Genomic DNA, 14,182 nt, shown 5'->3' with positions numbered 1-14,182 from the left:
TAGTTAGTTTTCTTGCAACCATTCAGCATTAAGTGTTTCACTATCGCCAAGATAATCAAACAACCAACTTAATGCTGGTGAATGGCTTTTTTGCGACCATGCTAAGCAGCATGGACTATCAGGTAATGGTTGTTCGAGTTCGAGCGCTATCAGTTTTTTCTTGCGGATCAACGGTAATGCATGATGCTTGGGCACCATTCCCATACATAGTCCATCCATCAGGCAATTTAGTCCAACATTCCAATCTGGAACCACCAACCGTCGCTGATTATCTAAAGCCCACGTATCACGTTTGGGTAAGCTACGTGAAGTATCTTCTAAACATAGGCTAGGATAAGGTCGCATTTGGTCATCATTTAATTTTCCTGATATACCTGACAACTCATGCTCAGGGCTGGCTACGCATACCCAAGGCATGAATCCCATATCCTTAAAACTATACCGTTCACCAACAGGAGACGCCCGTGTCGCGCCAATAGCGACATCCACCCGCTCATCGACTAGTGCATCCCATACACCATTAAAGACTTCAGGGTAGATGAATAGCTCAATATCAGGAAAATGTCGGTAAAAATCCAAAATTAATTGGTGAGTTCTCTCAGGTTTTACAACTTGATCAACGGCGATACTTAACTGTCCCCGCCAACCATTAGCCACTTGTTGGCACTGATGTCGGGTGTGATTCATTTTTTTGATAACAGAGCGGGCTTCCTTGACAAAAATAGCGCCTGCTTCAGTCAAATCAACATCACGGTGACGGCGCTCAAATAAAGACACAGCCAACCATTCTTCAAGTTGTTTTACTGTATAGCTTATAGCAGAAGGTACTCGATGAAGCTCAGATGCAGCCGCACTGAAACTTCCTGTTCTGGCAACAGTATCAACAACTTCCAGAGAGTATTCAGACCACATATATCTTCCTTTCAATTTTTTTCACAGCATGGTGCAAATATTACCGTTTCACAAGTAAAAATCATGCCATATAGAATAAGTCGGGTATTCTCTTATCAACTACAAATCAAATTATTAACACCATGGAAACAAATAAAAATTCAATTCTATTCATGTTCTATCTCTCCGGGCTGAGTATGCTCGGTTACTTGGCTATCGACATGTATCTGCCTGCTTTTGACACAATGAAAGCAGAACTAGGTACTTCAGCAAATTCTATCAGTGCGAGTCTCAGTATTTTTCTCGCTGGCTTTGCCTTTGCCCAGCTGTTATGGGGGCAATTGTCTGACCGTTTAGGAAGAAAGCCTGTTCTTATTATCGGATTATCTCTATTTTCCATTAGCTGTTTAGGTATGCTCTGGATAACTGATTCCACGCAATTGCTTGTACTGAGATTTATTCAAGCGGTAGGGGTCTGTTCTGCGGCGGTTTCCTGGCAGGCTCTGGTCGTTGACAGATATGATACAGAACAAGCCAAACGCGTTTTTGCCATGATCATGCCTTTAGTTGCGCTTTCCCCTGCCCTTGCACCTTTATTGGGGGCATGGTTATTGACGCATGATGGCTGGAGAATTATTTTCCTTGTATTATTGGCAGTAACGCTCTTGCTGCTGGCTCCAACATTTTTATTAACCAATAAATATGGTAATACCGAAACTAATACCGACGGCAAAACAACGATTTCTTTCTTTAAATTACTAAGCTCCCCTGTTTTTAGTGGGAATGTATTGATTTATGCTTCTTGCAGCGCTGGCTTTTTTGCCTGGTTGACTGGTTCACCAACAATTTTGAATAATATGGGCTATGACCCTACCGATATTGGCCTAAGTTATATTCCGCAAACTTTGGCGTTTATGTTTGGTGGATATGGTTGTCGTATCTTATTGGAAAAAGTAAAAAGCGAAACAGTATTTCCAATTTTGCTGATTGGTTATGCTGTCAGTATGGTTATTATTTATTTGATTTCCATCTCCAATGAGCCTTCATTTATAGCGATTCTTATTCCTTTCTGTGTCATGGCTGCAATGAATGGTGCCTCTTATCCGATTGCAGTGGCAAATACTCTCTCTGTTTACCCTAAGAACAGTGGTAAAGCTGCCGCATTACAAAATGCATTGCAATTAGGGCTTTGTTTTGTCGCAAGTATGATTGTCTCGCTATTTATGAAATATCCTCTTCTATCGACAACAACAGTTATGGTTTCTACTGTTGTTCCCATGGCAGTAGGTTATTGGCTACAAAACAAAATTCCAAAAAACAATTAAACGTGAATCGAACAATTTCCGAACACAATAATAAATAAGAACATTATCATCTAAAGGTTACATCATAATGTAGCCTTAGATGATTGTTAAAATACTATTTCACTCATATACTCATACCACTTCACTATTCTAAAAAATTCGGAGTTCGAGGTTTTTCAGAACACAGAAGTTCTCTTTAATTTCAGGATGAATAAGCAATTTGTGCTTTCTTGATGATTTTCATATTTTTTCTAAATAATTCTTCTTGGTTTTAACATAATAAGAAACAACTATAAATAGGCTTTCATAATAGTGTTACACTCAAATTACAAGATTCCTTACCCTCGTTGTACGACGAGTCAGGAAGTGAACCACTATTTTGGAATGCTATTTATATAAAGTGATACCTAAAAATTCCATCACACAAATGTTGGAGAGCATATGAGTTCATCTTTCATTGAAGGTAAAAATACAATAATTGATTCCTGGCATAGGATCACCCGTGAATTGCTCCATGAAGCTGATATTGAAATCAACGGCAAACGACCTTTCGATATACATATAAAAAATCCAAACTTCTATAAACGAGTACTGAAAGAAGGTTCTCTGGGATTGGGTGAAAGTTATATGGATGGCTGGTGGGAATGTGATCGCCTTGATATTTTCTTTCATAAAATATTGCGGGCTGGTTTAGAACATCGCATACCAAAACGTATTAAAGATATTTTCCAGATAATTACCGCTCGGATATTTAATTTACAATCGCCCAAAAGGGCTTGGATTGTAGGTCAAGAACATTATGATTTAGGCAACGACCTTTTTACCCGAATGCTTGATCCTTATATGCAATATTCTTGTGGTTACTGGAAAGATGCCAATACTCTGGAAGAAGCTCAATCCCACAAGCTCCGTCTAATTTGTGAAAAACTACAACTATCCCCGGGGATGACATTATTAGATATTGGTTGTGGATGGGGTGGATTATCGGCTTATGCTGCAAAAAACTACGGTGTATCTGTTACTGGAGTCACAATCTCAGCTGAACAACAGAAATATGCGCAAGAACGCTGTAAGGATCTAAATGTAAAAATTATCCTTGAAGACTATCGAAATCTAAATCTTCAATTTGATCGCATTGTTTCCGTTGGTATGTTTGAGCACGTTGGCCCTAAAAATTATGCCACTTATTTTGATATTGTGAAAAAAAATCTAAAATCTGATGGCCTATTTCTTCTCCATACTATCGGATCTAATCGTGATAAATCGGGTGCCGATGCGTGGATCACTAAATATATTTTTCCAAATGGCTGCTTACCATCGATTCCAAGAATTGCCAAAGCCATTAATGGGGAATTTGTCATGGAAGATTGGCACAATTTTGGTGCCGATTACGATCGGACACTTATGGCATGGTATGAACACTTTATTTCAAGCTGGCCTGAAATAGAACATAACTACAGCCCGCGCTTCAAACGGATGTTCAGCTATTATTTAAATGCTTGCGCTGGTGCATTTCGAGCCAGAGATATTCAACTATGGCAGATTGTATTCAGCCCACAAGGCTTTGAAAAAGGACTGAGAGTACCCAGATAAAGCATATTCCACCGATAACATTCCAAAAGCTACAGAAACCGCATTTCTGTAGCTTTCATATTTGGTTGAATTTGTTTTAATACCGTCGTCAAAAAGCCTATATCACAACTCAATAATATTTTTTTATTGTTCTTCGATTTGAGACAATAACCTTTCCTGTTCTTTTTGTGCCATGACTCGCTCAACAGTGTCAACAACCGCCTGAGTCTGTGGATCAATCTCGATATTGACCTTTTGCCCAAGACGCCTCTTGCCGAGAGTAGTACGTTCTAATGTTTCCGGTATCAAGTGGACACAAAAACGATTATTCACTACATCTCCGATCGTCAGACTGATGCCGTCAATGCCAATAAACCCTTTATGCAAGATATACTTCATCAATTGCTTATCGTGAATTCGAAACCAGATTTCATGATTATTTTCAGAAGTGAAAATCTTGGCAATTTCAGCAGTCGTAATAATATGACCGGACATAAGATGCCCGCCAATTTCGTCACCAAACTTAGCCGCCCTTTCCAGATTAACCAAGTCACCTGCCTTAAGTTCGCCAAGATTAGTCAAGCGAAGTGTTTCTTTCATCAAGTCAAAGCTAATTAAATCGCCATCAATCTTCGTTACAGTCAAACAACAACCATTGTGGGAAACAGAGGCCCCCGCCTCAATTCCGGGTAATAATTCAGCCGGAAATTTAACAACATGGGTCCTGAAGTGCATTTTTTCATCAACAGCCACTATCGGCGCTTTTCCCTGAACAATACCTGTAAACATGGGAACCTCTTTAATAATTTTACCTAGCAAGTTAGTTTAACCCACTCATTGCTTTTAAACACTATGCAGGGTGTACGTAAATGTGGATACGATTCAATGAATAGTCTCAATTATTAAGTATAAACCCCGTATAATAATTGGATTAATAAAATGAGTCCTATACAATTAGTTGCTTATAAGCGATATATTTTCCGCTAACATCGTTTGCTCGCAGAAATATTCCTTGTTTTTTCAGTCAATTTTCAATCAAAAAGGTGTAGTACGTGCAGAAATATTTAAATGAAGCGCGTAGTTTGCTCGCTCTGGGAATCCCCGTCATCATCGCACAGTTTTCACAAACTGCGATGGGTTTCGTCGATACAGTTATGGCCGGTAAAGCCGGTGCTATTGAGATGTCAGCGGTTGCTGTAGGTACGTCTATCTGGCTACCCACTATTCTATTTGGTCAGGGAGTATTGCTTGCCTTAACGCCAATCGTGGCACACATGAATGGCTCCGGCCAGAGAAAAAGTGTCGCAAGTCAGATCCAACAAGGGTTTTGGCTGGCTACCTTCCTTTCTATTTTTGTCATCGTGATATTGTATAACAGCCGCTTTATTATAGAGGCACAACATAATATCGATCCTGTTATGGCCCAAAAAGCTACGGATTTTATCCACGCGATTATGTGGGGGGCTCCTGGCTATTTGTTCTATCAGGTTCTGCGAGGTCAATGCGAAGGGTTGTCGAAAACCAAACCAGCAATGATAATCGGTATTCTCGGGTTACTGGTTAATATCCCTGTCAACTATATTTTCATTTACGGCAAATTTGGTGCTCCAGAATTGGGCGGTGTTGGCTGTGGTGTTGCAACAGCAACCGTTTACTGGGTTATGTTCCTTCTGCTACTTGCATATGTTAAACATTCTCCTACCCAAAAGGACATCCAGACATTTAGCAATTTTGCAGCCCCTAAGTGGTATACCCAAAAGAGAATTATCCTGCTTGGCTTACCTATCGCCCTGGCAATGTTCTTTGAAGTTACACTTTTTGCGGTTGTCTCATTGCTGGTTTCTCCGCTTGGCGTTGTTTCCGTGGCGGGTCATCAGATATCACTCAATTTCAGCTCATTGATGTTTATGTTCCCTTTGTCATTGGGGATCGCGGCAACTATCCGTGTCGGCTATAACCTTGGTAAACAATCAATCGAAGGTGCTAAGATATCTGCATATACCAGTCTTATTGTTGGCTTGATCATTGCCTGTGTGACCGCCACTTTCAGCGTGCTGTTCCGCGAATATATCGCATTTATGTATAACGATAATCCTGAGGTTGTCATTCTTGCCTCTCATCTGATGTTATTTGCAGCTATTTATCAGCTTTCTGATGCTGTTCAAGTTATCGGTTCAGGTGTATTGCGTGGGTATAAAGATACGCGCTCGATCTTCTTTATCACCTTAATCTCTTATTGGTTTTTAGGACTATCGAGCGGTTATATTCTGGGATTGACTGATTATATTACTGAACCCATGGGACCAAAGGGCTTCTGGATAGGCTTTATTATAGGTTTAACCGCAGCAGCGTTCATGATGGGTTACCGGATTTGGTGGACACAAAAACAGTCGGTTAGTTTTATCCTGAAACGTTCTACTCGTTAATTTAGTATATTAAGTTATCAATCTAGGGGAAAAGCTTCAAATTCATTCTAAAAGACGTAAATGCGAGCAGTTGAACAAGAATTTGCACTTTTCCCCTTGCCAGAAAGCTCAGTGATCGTTAATATACGTTCCCGTTGTCAGTCACGTAAATTTAGATTGCGTCCGTAGCTCAGTTGGTTAGAGCACCACCTTGACATGGTGGGGGTCGGTGGTTCGAATCCACTCGGACGCACCAAATATCTGATTGATATTCAGTGAAAAATATTATGTGCGTCCGTAGCTCAGTTGGTTAGAGCACCACCTTGACATGGTGGGGGTCGGTGGTTCGAGTCCACTCGGACGCACCATTTCTTATAAGAAATTATCAATCCGCATTAAATAATCCTTGCCTTTTTATCATTATTTTCTTTGATTACATTTCTCTATACCCATTGGATTTCAAGATGCAACGCGACGGCAAGGGAATGACAAATTCGTCGGGAACGAATTTGCCCAGCCAAAGGCTGGCCTCCGGTGAAAGGCAGGAGCCTTTCATTAATCCCCTGGAGCATAGATAACGATGTGACTGGGGTGAGTGAGCGCAGCCAACAAAGCTGCAACTTGAAAGACGACAGGTATATAAACTAATTGTCTTCTAATCGTTGTCTCACTAGAAATTCATTTACATCTTGTTTGCGCAACAACTCCCTGATTTCTTTAACATGAACAGGATTATTTCCCCTTCTCCTTGTATAAATCTTTTCGAGAACCGTTTTTTTGATTCATTTCACAGAAATTAGTCTCTATAATACGTTCCCATCATAAGTTGAATGGTTTCAGCCAATTGATTTACCGAATTCAGAAAAAATTACAGATGAATAATCGTTCCCTGTCAGCATATCTGTATGTAACTGACCTTACGCTAAAAAAACCATTTAACGCGTTCTACTATCCATTTTTATCCGTTTTCCGTTATGTTGCGCAACTTACAACATCAGATGATGTTGGCATCAATGTCAATGGTTGACGAGTCACTATTTTATCCATTAAAACCAGTAGATAAATTGTCATGAAAAAAACCAAAATTGTTTGTACTATAGGGCCGAAAACAGAATCCGAAGAAAAATTGACTGAACTGCTCAATGCAGGCATGAACGTAATGCGTCTGAATTTTTCTCACGGTGACTACGAAGAACATGGTCAACGTATTAAAAATATTCGCGCAGTCACAGCAAAAACTGGCAAAAAAGCAGCAATCCTACTGGATACTAAAGGCCCTGAAATCCGCACCATAAAACTGGAAAATGGTAATGATGTTTCCCTCACTGCGGGCCAGACTTTCACCTTTACAACAGACAAAACCGTCATTGGTAATCAAGAGCGTGTAGCCGTAACTTATGCGGGATTACCAGCAGATCTGGCACCAGGTAATACTGTATTGGTTGATGATGGTTTGATCGCCATGACAGTTAAAAAAATCACTGCAACTGAGGTCATCTGTGAAGTATTGAACAACGGTGATTTGGGCGAGAACAAAGGTGTTAACCTGCCAAATGTTTCCATCAACCTGCCTGCTTTGGCAGAAAAAGACAAGCAAGATCTGGTCTTTGGTTGTGAACAAAGTGTAGATTTTATCGCTGCATCCTTCATCCGTAAACGCGCCGATGTACTGGAAATTCGTGAACATTTGAAGGCTCACGGCGGCGAGCATATCCAAATTATCTCTAAAATCGAAAATCAGGAAGGTCTGAATAATTTCGATGAAATTCTCGCAGCTTCCGATGGCATCATGGTTGCTCGTGGTGATTTGGGTGTCGAAATTCCTGTAGAAGAAGTTATCTTCGCACAGAAAATGATGATCGAAAAATGTAATGCGGCTCGTAAAGTTGTTATCACTGCAACACAAATGCTGGATTCAATGATCAAAAACCCACGACCTACCCGTGCTGAGGCTGGCGACGTTGCCAACGCTATCATAGACGGTACTGATGCGGTGATGCTTTCCGGTGAAAGTGCCAAAGGAAAATACCCAGTCGAAGCGGTTTCTATCATGGCAACTATCTGTGAACGCACAGATCGCGTTATGAATAGTCGAATTGAAAATACCCAAACCCACAAGCTGCGCGTTACAGAAGCAGTCAGCCGTGGCGCTGTTGAAATCTCTGAAAAGCTGGAAGCTCCACTGATCGTTGTAGCGACCTACGGCGGTAAATCTGCAAGATCTATCCGCAAATATTTCCCTAATGCACAAATTCTTGCTTTGACTACAAATGAAATCACTGCTCGTCAATTACTGTTGGTGAAAGGCGTTTCTACACAGATTGTAAAAGAAATCGCTTCTACCGATGATTTTTACCGAATTGGTAAAGAAGCTGCTCTGACAAGTGGCATGGCACATAAAGGTGATATCGTTGTTATGGTATCTGGTGCTCTGGTACCAAGTGGTACAACGAACACGTCCTCTGTTCACGTGCTTTAATTCTTTGTAATTTTAAATTGCAAATACAGTGCTGCCTAATTTCAGGCGGCATTGTCGATCATAAAGTAACATTAAAATGTTAAATCTACTGAGCATATAACAAATCGTTTTTTATATCTCATTATCGCTCATTATTATCATAGTGAACTTTATAACCTATACATTGTTACATTAGACAGATTTCCCAATTTGAAATAAAACAAAATTTCCGTTTTATTACCTATATTCAAAATTTATTAGCTTATTTTGAGATAAAGAACGGTAGATTTTTTTCGTAGCAAAAATTTATTCTCTTTCTAAAATAGTTTGTGTAATACTTAGATTGCTACTTGGAGACTAACTTAATCTAGAGGGTAATGTGATGAATCGTACTAAAGTTGTATTTGGTGCAGTAATTCTGGCTTCTACTCTGTTAGCAGGTTGTTCAAGCACAACTAAAGTTGAACAGCTAGCTTCTCAGGTTCAAACTCTGGGTTCTAAAGTTGACCAGCTGAGTAATGACCTCGGTTCTATTCGTTCTGATGTGCAATCAGCCAAAGACGAAGCAGCTCGCGCCAATCAACGCCTTAATAACCAAGTTCGTTCTTACAAGAAATAAACTTGTAGCAAATAACAAAAAATGGCGTACTACTGTACGCCATTTTTAACCCCTCTAATTCCCTTTTGTTTCTCCATCGGAGATCATCATCTATCAACCTTATTTCAAGTTTCTGGTTGATAAATTGGCCCAGGTTGATACAACCGAGGCACTTTGGCAGGTTTGATCTCGGTGATGTCTTTTTCACTAGTTTCAATCGGTCTTGAAATTTCCAACCCTTGCTGATTATTTGAGGGCTGCCCTTTATTCACCAACGTAGGCATTCCAGAACGACGGCTAATCGCTTGATCGACAATAACTTCATCTGTCTCACGATTATCAAGGAATTTCACCAGACCTTCCGAGCGCAGAATTGGAATCATCTGAGGATCATCATGCTCTGTCTTGGAAAGTGGCTGATGAACTTCCATATAACGTTTACCGTCCGGTTCTACAGTATATTTTATAGGTTCATTAATAACCTGAACACGTGTTCCTCGTGGAACAGTTCTGAATAAATCTTCAATATCATCAGGACGCAAGCGAATACACCCGGAGCTGACTCGCATACCGATGCCAAAATTCGCATTTGTACCATGGATAAGATATTCACCACGTCCGGCTGCTAAACGTAAAGCAAAATCGCCCATTGGGTTATCTGGGCCTGATGGCATTACAGCAGGTAAAGTAATCCCCCTACTTGCATAATCCCTGCGAATGTTGGCAGTGGGTGTCCATGTTGGATTTTCAATCAACTGACTAACTGAAGTTGTCATCGTTGGCGTATCGCGCCCAAGCTGCCCTATTCCAATGGGATATACAATGACATGATTGGTTCCCTTAGGATAATAATAGAGTCTGAGTTCAGCCAAATTGATAATAATACCTTGACGAGGTGTATCCGGGAGCAGCATTTGCGACGGAATAATAAGTTCCGTACCTGCCTCCGGTAAATACGGATCAACTCCGGGGTTAGCTTCCAGCATCGCCAGTAAACCTATTTGGTATTTGGCTGCGATAGATTCCAACGATAGCCCCTCGTCAGATACCACATAAGTGGTATTTTCACCAATCAGACGGCGATTGTCAGGTGGCAATGGGTACTCAATAGCATGGGCGACATTAGCCAATCCACTTAACGACAACATACCAATCAAGAACATGCCGATAAAAGTTAAAAAACGCTTCATACATGCCCCCTAAGATGATACTTGAATATCTGTGGTTAATTAATAGACTACTTTGTAAGACTATTCTATCGCATTCATTGTAAACAGTGTCAAATCGTTCCTGCCAGCCAGATACTGACAGGAGCAAAATGCAATACAATCATTCTAGAGGGATAACACTAAGATAAAACAGCCGTTGTCAGGCGAGATGTACAACATAATTGTTGTTGCTCATTATAGATGTCAATCTGCCAAACCTGATGTGAACGACCAAGGTGAATAGGTTTACAAATTCCTTTAACTGTGCCTTCACGAACAGATTTTAGATGATTGGCATTGATTTCCACCCCCACCACTGTCTGCTCACCTTCCGAGCAAAGATATCCCGCAAACGAACCGAGTGTTTCAGCCAATACTACAGATGCACCACCATGCAAAATCCCAAATGGCTGTTTAGTTCGTTGATCAACCGGCATCGTTGCTTCAATAAAATCATCGCCAATCTGGATAAATTCGATTCCCATATGATCCACTATACTGTTATTATTCATATTGTTAAGTGAACCCACATCTATATGACGTTTCCAAATCACGGTAATATCTCCAATAAGGCTTGTAATGGGTGTTTAAGTTGTTTTCCTTCTATGCGTTTCACTTGACTGCGGCACGAATACCCTGTGCTCAAACAATGTTCCAAAGACAGGTTTTTCAGTGCCGGAGCCCATGAAAGTTTGTAGATACCAACCGAGTTCTCCAGATTTTGCTTTTCATGTCCATATGTACCTGCCATGCCACAACACCCCACACTGAGATTATTCAAGTTATGACCAAAGTGACGGAAAATATCACCCCACTGCTTACCGCTATTAGGAAGTGATGTGGTTTCTGTACAGTGCCCCAATAAATACCAGTTATAATTGGATATTGAGTCATCACGTTTCTCTTGTGGCACTTTTTCCGGCAGAATGTTAGCCAGCCATTCATGAACTAATTGGACTTTAAAAGTGCCTCGCTGTTCTCCCAGAATATCTTTATATTCATCCCGATAACATAACACTAAAGCAGGATCGACCCCTACCATAGGGATATTCAGGCACGCCATCCGGTTAAAAAATTCGGCTGTTTTCCCCGCTGTCTTGGCAAATTGACTCAGGAATCCTTTCACATGCTGTGCTTTTCCATTAGGTGTAAATGGCAGTAACACAGGTTTATATCCCAATTTTTCCGCCAATTGGACAAAATCAGTGACAACTTTCGCATCGTGATAACTCGTAAAAGGATCTTGAACAATCAATACGTGTTGCTCACGCTGAGATGGTGATAAGTTTTCCAACTGTTCGAGCGTCGTCCTTGCTGCATAATGTCCTGCAAGTTGCAGTTGCAGGGTCGGATAAGAAAGCAAAGGCAGATCGACCATACCAATCGTATGCTGGCTGATTTTTTGTACCCAAGGTTGTTTTAAGAAGAAATTAAATACCCGAGGCGCTTTTGCCATTAATGGTGTGCTGTGTTCAACATTCGCCACAATATGATCACGCAATGGACGCAAGTAACGCCCGTGATAAAGAGCCAGAAAACGTGCGCGAAATGAAGGTACATCAATCTTGATCGGACATTGTGTCGAGCAGGCTTTACACGCTAAACAACCTGACATCGCTTCTTTCACTTCATGTGAAAAATCATATTCTCCTCGCCATGCCTGCCAGCTATAGCGGGTTTTTTCAATCAAGCCCCGTAAACTAGAGCGCTTCTGATTCAGCCCCTGCTCCAATAATTCGGGTTCAACACCCTGCTCTGTCAACAACCGTAACCATTCCCTGACAAGGGTAGCCCGGCCTTTAGGAGAATGAATGCGATGCTGGCTGATCTTCATTGAAGGACACATTGGACTTTTGACATCAAAATTGAAGCAAAGACCATTGCCATTACATTCCATCGCACCACGAAATTCAGTTCTCACATTAACAGGAATTGTACGATCATAAGTTCCGCGTTTGGCTGCATCGACTTTCATCATCGGGACATCGATCCCAATTGGTGAACAGATTTTTCCGGGATTCAACCGATTGAGTGGATCAAATGCCGCTTTTATCCAACGCAGTTCGCTATATAAAATTTCACCAAAAAAAGCTGGGCTATACTCAGCTCTAAATCCCTTGCCATGCTCCCCCCATAGCAACCCACCGTATTTGGCTGTCAAACGAACAATTTCATCGGAAATCTGCTTCATCAGGATTTCCTGTTGAGGATCACACATGTCCAAAGCCGGACGAACATGTAAAACACCGGCATCTACATGTCCGAACATACCGTAATCCAACTTATGGTTATCCAAAAGTTGCCGAAACTCAGCAATATAATCGGCAAGATGTTGGGGAGGAACGCAAGTATCTTCGACAAATGGGATAGGTTTGGCTGCCCCTTTGCTGTTACCGAGCAAACCTACGGATTTTTTCCGCATAGCGTAAATACGTTCGATATCCATCAAGTCATGGCATGTTTGATAGCCAATAACACCAGCCTGATTTTTTGCCATCAATTCATCAAGGCGCAAGCAAAGATCGTGAACCTGTTGCTCAATTTGCTGTTCATCATCGCCACTGAATTCGACAATATTCAGCCCTTGCATATCTTTATCAGGCACATCAATAATCAATTCCTTTACTGAATGCCAAATGATATCTTCACGCGCTAAGTTGAGTACCTTGGAATCTACCGTTTCAACCGAAAGCGCCTTGGCTGCCACCATAAAAGGGGCATTACGCAGCGCGGAATCAAAGGAATCATATTTGACATTCACCAACCGCCTGGCTTTTGGCAGCGGAGTAATATCTAGAGTGGCCTCCGTAATGAAGGCCAATGTACCTTCAGAGCCAGTCAGGATACGAGTAAGATCGAATGTCTGCATATCGTTACTGAACACATGGCGCAAATCATATCCCGTCAGAAATCGGTTGAGCTTAGGGAATTTCTCAATGATTAATTTGCGTTGCTCACGGCAACGTTCCAGTACTGTTTTGTAAACATGACCAATGATCGTTTCTTCCTGAGCAATCGATTCCGCTAATGATGTACTCATAGGTCGGGTATCAAACATTTCCCCACCCAATAAAACCGCACGCACACCAAGTACATGATCTGAGGTTTTACCATAAACCAGTGAACCTTGACCGGAAGCATCTGTATTGATCATACCGCCCAACGTCGCACGATTACTGGTTGATAGTTCAGGAGAGAAAAAGTAACCAAAAGGTTTTAAATATTGATTGAGTTGATCTTTAATTACACCCGCTTCGACTTTAACCCATCCCTGTTCTGGATTAATTTCCAGAATTCGGTTCATATAACGGGACATATCCACCACAATACCATTGTTAAGTGATTGCCCATTCGTACCGGTTCCCCCGCCACGGGGAGTAAATGTCAGAGCCTGAAAATGCCCCTTCCCGGCAACCCTTGCCAGCAGTACAACATCGGCACTGGAACGCGGAAATACAACGGCTTGTGGTAACAATTGATAAATGCTGTTATCTGTTGCCATAGTCAGCCGATCGGCATAGCTACTGGCAGTGTCCCCCGTAAAGCCAGCTTCTTTCAGTGCAGTCAAATAGTCCTGTGCCAGTTCACTGGCGTGGGGGGCTTGTGATATACGTGGGATCATTGGCTAGTTGCCCCTTTTCTAATTAGTATCCACATTGCTTTATTTATATACTATCTTGGTAATGTTACTCAGACAATTTTCTGAATAGAGAAGCTTTTAACAATATCACAATATTTATCAGTTT

General features: G+C 41.3%; 11 protein-coding genes and 2 tRNA genes. 7 read left to right on the top strand and 6 right to left on the bottom strand.

Annotated elements, in window-relative coordinates; translation table 11 throughout:
• Window positions 1-3: 3 nt before the first annotated feature.
• Window positions 4-912 carry a DNA-binding transcriptional activator PunR gene (gene punR, locus AACQ81_RS06060; protein WP_237386606.1) on the bottom strand — a complete coding sequence of 303 codons (909 nt, stop codon included), beginning with the start codon at window positions 910-912 and terminating at the stop codon, window positions 4-6.
• 122 nt (window positions 913-1,034) lie between these two features.
• Here punR and punC point away from each other — a divergent pair, with 122 nt between their 5' ends.
• On the top strand, window positions 1,035-2,216 hold the full coding sequence (gene punC, locus AACQ81_RS06055; protein WP_237386605.1) for a purine nucleoside transporter PunC: 1,182 nt from the start codon (window positions 1,035-1,037) through the stop codon (window positions 2,214-2,216).
• A gap of 420 nt (window positions 2,217-2,636) precedes the next feature.
• The gene (cfa, locus tag AACQ81_RS06050; RefSeq protein ID WP_237386604.1) at window positions 2,637-3,788 is read left to right on the top strand and encodes a cyclopropane fatty acyl phospholipid synthase; all 1,152 of its coding nucleotides are present in this window, start codon (window positions 2,637-2,639) and stop codon (window positions 3,786-3,788) included.
• A 123-nt stretch (window positions 3,789-3,911) separates the two neighbouring features.
• On the opposite strand, the gene AACQ81_RS06045 is transcribed toward cfa, so the two are convergent.
• Entirely contained in the window at window positions 3,912-4,556 is a 645-nt protein-coding gene (locus tag AACQ81_RS06045) for a riboflavin synthase subunit alpha (protein WP_237386603.1), read from the bottom strand.
• Window positions 4,557-4,819: 263 nt separating this feature from the next.
• Here AACQ81_RS06045 and AACQ81_RS06040 point away from each other — a divergent pair, with 263 nt between their 5' ends.
• From AACQ81_RS06040 to AACQ81_RS06030, 3 genes are all read left to right on the top strand, one after another.
• Window positions 4,820-6,193, top strand: coding sequence for an MATE family efflux transporter (locus AACQ81_RS06040; protein ID WP_237386602.1), 1,374 nt, complete (start codon window positions 4,820-4,822; stop codon window positions 6,191-6,193).
• A 158-nt stretch (window positions 6,194-6,351) separates the two neighbouring features.
• Window positions 6,352-6,428: transfer RNA gene (locus AACQ81_RS06035), tRNA-Val, on the top strand.
• 35 nt (window positions 6,429-6,463) lie between these two features.
• Window positions 6,464-6,540: transfer RNA gene (locus AACQ81_RS06030), tRNA-Val, on the top strand.
• Between the two features lie 75 nt (window positions 6,541-6,615).
• Here AACQ81_RS06030 and AACQ81_RS06025 read toward each other — a convergent pair.
• Complete coding sequence (locus tag AACQ81_RS06025; RefSeq protein ID WP_272903029.1) at window positions 6,616-6,744, bottom strand: hypothetical protein; 129 nt, start codon at window positions 6,742-6,744, stop codon at window positions 6,616-6,618.
• 497 nt (window positions 6,745-7,241) lie between these two features.
• On the opposite strand from AACQ81_RS06025, the gene pykF reads away from it, so the two are divergent.
• Window positions 7,242-8,651 carry a pyruvate kinase PykF gene (pykF, locus tag AACQ81_RS06020; RefSeq protein WP_237386601.1) on the top strand — a complete coding sequence of 470 codons (1,410 nt, stop codon included), beginning with the start codon at window positions 7,242-7,244 and terminating at the stop codon, window positions 8,649-8,651.
• Window positions 8,652-9,012: 361 nt separating this feature from the next.
• Window positions 9,013-9,249 carry a major outer membrane lipoprotein gene (locus AACQ81_RS06015; protein ID WP_237386600.1) on the top strand — a complete coding sequence of 79 codons (237 nt, stop codon included), beginning with the start codon at window positions 9,013-9,015 and terminating at the stop codon, window positions 9,247-9,249.
• A gap of 104 nt (window positions 9,250-9,353) precedes the next feature.
• On the opposite strand, the gene AACQ81_RS06010 is transcribed toward AACQ81_RS06015, so the two are convergent.
• From AACQ81_RS06010 to ydiJ, 3 genes are all read right to left on the bottom strand, one after another.
• Window positions 9,354-10,418, bottom strand: a complete 1,065-nt coding sequence (locus AACQ81_RS06010) for a L,D-transpeptidase family protein (protein ID WP_272903028.1) — start codon at window positions 10,416-10,418, stop codon at window positions 9,354-9,356.
• Window positions 10,419-10,576: 158 nt separating this feature from the next.
• Entirely contained in the window at window positions 10,577-10,990 is a 414-nt protein-coding gene (locus tag AACQ81_RS06005; RefSeq protein WP_237386599.1) for a hotdog fold thioesterase, read from the bottom strand.
• Window positions 10,987-14,058: a D-2-hydroxyglutarate dehydrogenase YdiJ gene (gene ydiJ, locus AACQ81_RS06000; protein ID WP_237386598.1), complete on the bottom strand. Its 3,072-nt coding sequence runs from the start codon at window positions 14,056-14,058 to the stop codon at window positions 10,987-10,989. The genes AACQ81_RS06005 and ydiJ overlap by 4 nt, the downstream gene beginning before the upstream one ends.
• Window positions 14,059-14,182 lie beyond the last annotated feature (124 nt).

It is taken from the genome of Xenorhabdus sp. Sc-CR9 (assembly GCF_963897815.1).
In the GTDB taxonomy this organism is placed as follows: Bacteria; Pseudomonadota; Gammaproteobacteria; order Enterobacterales; family Enterobacteriaceae; genus Xenorhabdus.
The sequence above is the reverse complement of the archived record's forward strand: the minus strand, read 5'-3'. Positions and strand labels throughout refer to the sequence as shown.

Coding starts and splice junctions, on each gene's coding strand:
- AACQ81_RS06010 (WP_272903028.1), bottom strand. CDS start 10,418: ATGAAGCGTTTTTTAACTTTTATCGGCATGTTCTTGATTGGTATGTTG.
- AACQ81_RS06015 (WP_237386600.1), top strand. CDS start 9,013: ATGAATCGTACTAAAGTTGTATTTGGTGCAGTAATTCTGGCTTCTACT.
- pykF (WP_237386601.1), top strand. CDS start 7,242: ATGAAAAAAACCAAAATTGTTTGTACTATAGGGCCGAAAACAGAATCC.
- AACQ81_RS06025 (WP_272903029.1), bottom strand. CDS start 6,744: ATGCTCCAGGGGATTAATGAAAGGCTCCTGCCTTTCACCGGAGGCCAG.
- ydiJ (WP_237386598.1), bottom strand. CDS start 14,058: ATGATCCCACGTATATCACAAGCCCCCCACGCCAGTGAACTGGCACAG.
- cfa (WP_237386604.1), top strand. CDS start 2,637: ATGAGTTCATCTTTCATTGAAGGTAAAAATACAATAATTGATTCCTGG.
- AACQ81_RS06045 (WP_237386603.1), bottom strand. CDS start 4,556: ATGTTTACAGGTATTGTTCAGGGAAAAGCGCCGATAGTGGCTGTTGAT.
- punR (WP_237386606.1), bottom strand. CDS start 912: ATGTGGTCTGAATACTCTCTGGAAGTTGTTGATACTGTTGCCAGAACA.
- punC (WP_237386605.1), top strand. CDS start 1,035: ATGGAAACAAATAAAAATTCAATTCTATTCATGTTCTATCTCTCCGGG.